The following is a 5,401-nucleotide window of genomic DNA, read 5'->3' as shown; positions in this document are numbered from 1 at the left end:
GGCATCAGCACCGCGAGCGCCACCATCTTTTGCAAAGCCCCTTCGAAAAACCCGATGACGGCGGAGGCGAGAATCGCCGTGATGAGGTTGACGAAGAGCCACGAGAAGCGCCGGCGCGCGGTTTCCAGCGTGCTGTCGCCGAGTTCTTCATCGGCGCGCACGCCGCCGAGCGCGCGGATCTCGGCATCGGCTTCCTCGTCGATCACGTCGACAATGTCGTCGAAGGTCAGGACGCCGACGAGCTTGCCCTCGGCATCCTCGACCGGGATCGCCACGAGATTGTAGCGCTTGAAGAGTTCGGCCACCTCGTGCTGGTCGTCGGTTGCGGCGACGCGATGCTCGGCTTCGAGCATGATCTTCTCGATCTTCACCGGCCTTTTCGCGCGCAGCATGCGGTTCAGCGGCACGCGGCCGAGAACACGAAGCCCGGCATCAACCACGTAGAGTTCGTAGAATTCTTCCGGCAATTCCTCGCTCTCGCGCAGGAAGTCGATCGCCTGCCCCACGGTCCAGAACGGGGGAATGGCGATCACGTCCGACTGCATTCGGCGCCCGGCCGATTCTTCCGGGTAATCGAGGCTGCGCTCGAGAGTGGCGCGGTCCGGGATCGGAAGGGCCGCGAGAACCTCCTCCTGGTCCTCCTCGGCGAGGTCTTCCAGGATGTAGACCGCATCGTCCGAATCGAGTTCGCGCACGCCCTCCGCGATCTGCGCGTTGGGCATTTCCTCGAGCAGGTCCTCGCGGACCGTATCCTCGATTTCCGTGAGCGCCGCGAAGTCGAAATCCTCGCCCATCAGCGCGACCAGGCGCGGGCGTTCATCGGGGTCGAGCGCCTCGATCAGGTCACCGAGATCGGCCTCGTGAAGATCACCGGCGAGCGCGACGAGGCGCACGGAATCGCTGGCGGCCAGGGCCTCGCGAACGGCTTCGATCAACTCAGGATGAAGGTTGCCGTCCTCATCGCGCACATCTTCGCCCCAGGGCGGCAGACCGGCGGCAGGCGCGACGATGGAATCGGTCATCGAAGCCTCCTCCGGGCACGAAATGGAAAGGAAGAAGGTGCAGGATAATCCGCCAATGCCTCACGGGGTTAGGTTTACGCCGGGCCAGAAAGCGAGGCAACCGCAGGGCGTGAAAATCGGCGGCGGCACCATGGCGCGAGGCCGGAAACGACAAAACCGCGCACGGGGCGCGGCATTACCGTCATTCCAAAGGCTTGCACCGGAATGGTGCGGTCGAGAGGACTCGAACCTCCACGGTGTTACCCACTAGCACCTCAAGCTAGCGCGTCTACCAATTCCGCCACGACCGCTCTGGGAAGATACGACGCGCGAGGCGCCGATCAGCCAAGGCGCGCTCTCTAACAAAGCGCTCCCCGTGACGCAAGCGGCCCAGGGAGCTTATTTTGGCGCTTTGTTTCAGAAAGCGTCGTCACTGCGCCGCTCGTCGCCCCGGAAGCGTTTCGAAATGGTCTCCGGCTTGCGAAGAAGCGAGGTGACTTCGACCTGGATGCGCTTGCCCTGCACCACCACCTGCCCACGCGCGACGGGGAAGTTGTTGGCGAGAATCTCGACCTCGTCATTCTCGTTGGCGTTGAGCTCGATCACCGCGCCGCGGCCCATGCGCAGCAGGTGATGGATCGGCATCACCGAACGGCCGATCACCACGGCGATATCGAGCTCGACATTTTCAACGGTCTGCATCTCGAAGGCACTCCCGAGGGGGTTGGCTTGCCGCGATTGACATCGGCAATTTCTGCCCACTATCTCGCATCAACATGGTCAACAGCCCGTTAACAGCGCCCTCCTTCGGCCGCACCGATGACGCTGCCATCGAGTGGCTGATCTGGGAGGGACTCACGCCCTACGAAAAATCGCTGGCTTTCATGGAAGCACGCGTGGCCGCCATCGCTGCAAGCGAGGCGCGGGAATGCGTGCTGCTGCTGGAGCATCCGCCGCTCTACACCGCCGGAACCTCGGCGAACCCCGCCGATCTCGTCAGCCCGCAATTCCCGGTCGTCGAAACGGGGCGCGGCGGGCAATATACCTATCACGGCCCGGGACAGCGCGTGGCCTATGTGATGCTCGACCTCAAGGCCCGAAAGCCGGATATCCGCGCCTTCGTCGAGGCGCTGGAGGCCTGGGTGATGGAGGCGCTCGCCGCTTTCAACCTCCGGGGCTTCACCGATCCCGGGCGCGTCGGCGTCTGGGTGAAGCGGCCGGACAAGGGCGAGGGCTGCGAGGACAAGATCGCGGCGATCGGCATCCGCCTTCGGAAATGGGTGTCCTTTCACGGCATTTCGCTGAATGTGGAGCCGGATCTCAGCCATTTCAGCGGCATCGTGCCCTGCGGGATCAAGGAGCAGCGATACGGCGTCACGAGCCTTGTCGATCTCGGTCTCCCTGTCGGCATGCACGAAGCGGACCTTGCGTTAAAGGCGGCCTTCACGAAGGTTTTCGGCTAACCAAACTCAGTCGCCCCATTGCCAGGTTTCGGAAGCGCGCGGTCCGCCGGGGCTCTTGCGTGCCGGCGCGGCAGGAGCCCCCTGCCCGAGCTGCGCCATGCCTGCGAGATAGGCCGGCGGCAGGCCGATTTCCGCACCAGCGCGCAGCAAATCCTCCAGATACCCCGCGCGCGGCTTGCCACCCGCCTTGCCCGTTCCGACATAAACGAGCGCCCGGCGCGGGCCATTGGCGGTGATCACCGGCTGGTCAATCTTCACATAGAGGCCGCGATCGACTTCCTCGAAGCGGTCGAGCGCCTTGATATCCGCGACCGGCATGTCCCAGAGCAGGCCATGCACCACCTGGTGCGGATCGCGCACCACGCTTGCATAGCCGTGCTCGGTGATGACGAAACGATGCCGCACGAGGCGCGCGAGGCCTAGCGGCTTGCCGCCGGGCGCACGACGCGCCATCGCAGCCACGTCCATGTTGGCGCCATAGGCAAAGTAGAGCGGCATGGAATCCTCTAGACCGAGCGTCCCTCGGGGCCGGAATAGGCCCGCTCCACTTTTGCGATGCGCAGTTCGTAATGCAAGTACCAGCGCTCGATGCCCATCTTTTGCGCGTAGAGATGCTGCACCTGCGCCTTCCAATTCAGAAGTGCAGCCTCATCCGCCCAGAAGCTGTTGGTGATGCCGAAGCCATCCTCGCGCCGCGCATGCTCGATGCCGAGATAGCCGGCTTGCGTTTTCGCCAGCGCCTCCATGGCATCGGCCATGGCGGAATAGCCATGGTCGCCATTAGCCCGGATCGAGGAAAAGGCGACGATGTAATAGGGCGGCTTCGGCGTGGTCGCGAAGCTTTCGGCGGCAACATTGGACATGGCGATTCTCTCCTGCGGTGCGGAGAGCACCACAGGGCCTGAAAGACGGCCAATTCCGTTTTCTGATCTAGCCCGCAAATTCCATGATGACCGCATCGACCGCGAGGCTTTCGCCCGCTTTCGCGCGCAGTTTGGAGATCGTCACATCACGCTCGGCGCGCAGCACATTCTCCATCTTCATGGCTTCCACCACCGCGAGCGTCTCGCCGGCCTTCACCTCCTGGCCTTCGGAAACCGCGATGGATTTCACGAGGCCGGGCATGGGGCACAGGAGCATACGGGAGTTATCCGCACCCCGCTTTTCGGGCATGAGGGCCGCGAGTTCAGCCTCGCGCTTCGTGTAGACCCGCGCATCCGCTGCCGCGCCCGCCATGGCAAGGCGCACGCCATTCGGAATGGCCTCTACGCGCATCGCGCGCTCGACGCCCGAAATCGCGCCCTGCCACACAGGATCGCCCGGCTTCCAATGGGTCACCACAAGGTCGCTCGCGCCATCCGCGAAGCGCACATGCGTTTCGCCAAGGCCTTCTTCGACCGTGAGTTCGAAGCTCTGGCGCGCCTCGCCCATGCCGAGTTGCAAGAGGCGCGTTTCCGCAAAGCGAACCGGCCGCGTCGTGGCCATCTGGCCCGAGATCTGCCGTTTGCGGGCATTGAGGCGATGATCGATCACGGCGGCCACCGCCGCAATCGCTCGTGCGGTCTCGCCCTCGGGCATCGGCACCTCGAAACCGCCGGGGAATTCCTCGGCGATGAAGCCGGTGGAGAGCGCGCCGGATTTCCAGCGCGGATGCGCCATCAGGGTGCCAAGGAACGGGATGTTGTGGCGGATGCCGTCGATCGCGAAGGCATCGAGCGCGCGGGCCTGCGCCTCGATCGCCTCGGCCCGCGTCGGCGCATGCGTCACGAGCTTGGCGATCATCGGATCGTAGAACATCGAGATCTGGCCGCCCTCTTCCACGCCCGTATCGTTGCGGAGCGTGATGCCGCCGGCCTTGCCCTCCGCCGGCGGGCGGTAGAGCGTGAGGCGGCCGATGGAGGGCAGGAAGTTGCGCGTGGGGTCTTCGGCATAGATGCGGCTTTCCACCGCCCAGCCCTCGAGGCGAATGTCATCCTGCCTGAAGGCGAGCTTCTCCCCCGCCGCGACCCGGATCATCTGCTCCACGAGGTCGATTCCGGTGACGAGTTCCGTCACCGGGTGCTCCACCTGCAGGCGGGTGTTCATTTCGAGGAAGTAGAAGCTCTTGTCCTGCCCCGCCACGAATTCCACCGTGCCGGCCGAATCGTAACCCACGGCCTTGGCGAGGGCGACAGCCTGTGCGCCCATCTTCGCGCGCGTCCCGGGGTCGAGCAGCGGCGATGGCGCCTCTTCCACGACCTTCTGGTTGCGGCGCTGAACGGAACATTCGCGCTCGCCCAGATGGATGACATTGCCGTGCTTGTCGCCCAGCACCTGGATCTCGATATGGCGCGGATTGACGATGAATTTCTCGACGAACATGCGGTCGTCGCCGAAGGAGGATTTGGCTTCCGAACGCGACCGCTCGAAGCCTTCCTTCACCTCATCCGCATTCCAGGCGATGCGCATGCCCTTGCCGCCACCGCCGGCGGAGGCCTTGAGCATCACGGGGTAACCGATCTCCCCGGCGATTGTCATCGCATCCTCGGCGCTCTCGATCGTGCCGAGATAGCCGGGAACCGTGGAAACGCCCGCGGCAGCCGCGGCCTTCTTCGATTCGATCTTGTCGCCCATGGCCGCAATCGCGTGGCTGTTGGGGCCGATGAAGGTGATGCCGGCATGCCTCAGCGCCAGCGCAAAGGCCTCGCGCTCGGAGAGGAAGCCATAGCCGGGATGGACCGCTTCCGCGCCCGTCTGCCGGCAGGCCGCGATGATCTTCTCGATGACGAGATAACTCTCGGCGGCGGGAGCCGGGCCGATGGCCACGGCCTCGTCGGCCATCCGCACATGCATCGCGTCCATATCGGCCTCGGAATAGACCGCGACCGTGCGAATCCCCATCCTGCGGGCAGTCTTGATGATGCGGCAGGCAATTTCACCGCGATTGGCGATCAGGAT

The 5,401-nt window shown here is 64.4% G+C and carries 6 protein-coding genes and 1 tRNA gene; 1 reads left to right on the top strand and 6 read right to left on the bottom strand.

The genetic code is table 11. The features are described 5' to 3' along the window. From ACKODO_RS13445 to ACKODO_RS13435, 3 genes are all read right to left on the bottom strand, one after another. Positions 1–1,022, bottom strand: a 1,022-nt coding sequence (locus ACKODO_RS13445) for a magnesium transporter (protein ID WP_408983946.1), incomplete at its 3' end; no start/stop codon positions are given. 205 nt (positions 1,023–1,227) lie between these two features. Next, a tRNA-Leu gene (locus ACKODO_RS13440) sits at positions 1,228–1,312 on the bottom strand. A gap of 106 nt (positions 1,313–1,418) precedes the next feature. Further along, entirely contained in the window at positions 1,419–1,703 is a 285-nt protein-coding gene (locus tag ACKODO_RS13435) for a FliM/FliN family flagellar motor switch protein (RefSeq protein ID WP_408983945.1), read from the bottom strand. A 74-nt stretch (positions 1,704–1,777) separates the two neighbouring features. On the opposite strand from ACKODO_RS13435, the gene lipB reads away from it, so the two are divergent. Continuing rightward, positions 1,778–2,464 carry a lipoyl(octanoyl) transferase LipB gene (gene lipB, locus ACKODO_RS13430; protein WP_408983944.1) on the top strand — a complete coding sequence of 229 codons (687 nt, stop codon included), beginning with the start codon at positions 1,778–1,780 and terminating at the stop codon, positions 2,462–2,464. Positions 2,465–2,470: 6 nt separating this feature from the next. Here the strand turns inward: lipB and ACKODO_RS13425 are convergent, their stop codons facing one another. From ACKODO_RS13425 to ACKODO_RS13415, 3 genes are all read right to left on the bottom strand, one after another. Beyond that, positions 2,471–2,962, bottom strand: coding sequence for a gamma-glutamylcyclotransferase family protein (locus tag ACKODO_RS13425; RefSeq protein ID WP_408983943.1), 492 nt, complete (start codon positions 2,960–2,962; stop codon positions 2,471–2,473). 8 nt (positions 2,963–2,970) lie between these two features. Beyond that, the gene (locus tag ACKODO_RS13420) at positions 2,971–3,327 is read right to left on the bottom strand and encodes an antibiotic biosynthesis monooxygenase family protein (protein ID WP_408983942.1); all 357 of its coding nucleotides are present in this window, start codon (positions 3,325–3,327) and stop codon (positions 2,971–2,973) included. Between the two features lie 67 nt (positions 3,328–3,394). Continuing rightward, a partial coding sequence (locus tag ACKODO_RS13415) for an acetyl-CoA carboxylase biotin carboxylase subunit (RefSeq protein WP_408983941.1) occupies positions 3,395–5,401 on the bottom strand: 2,007 nt, incomplete at its 5' end.

It is taken from the genome of Rhabdaerophilum sp., assembly GCF_046092605.1.
Taxonomy (GTDB): domain Bacteria; phylum Pseudomonadota; class Alphaproteobacteria; order Rhizobiales; family Beijerinckiaceae; genus Rhabdaerophilum.
Note: the sequence above shows the minus strand (reverse complement) of the source record. Positions and strands in the feature narration are given on the sequence as shown.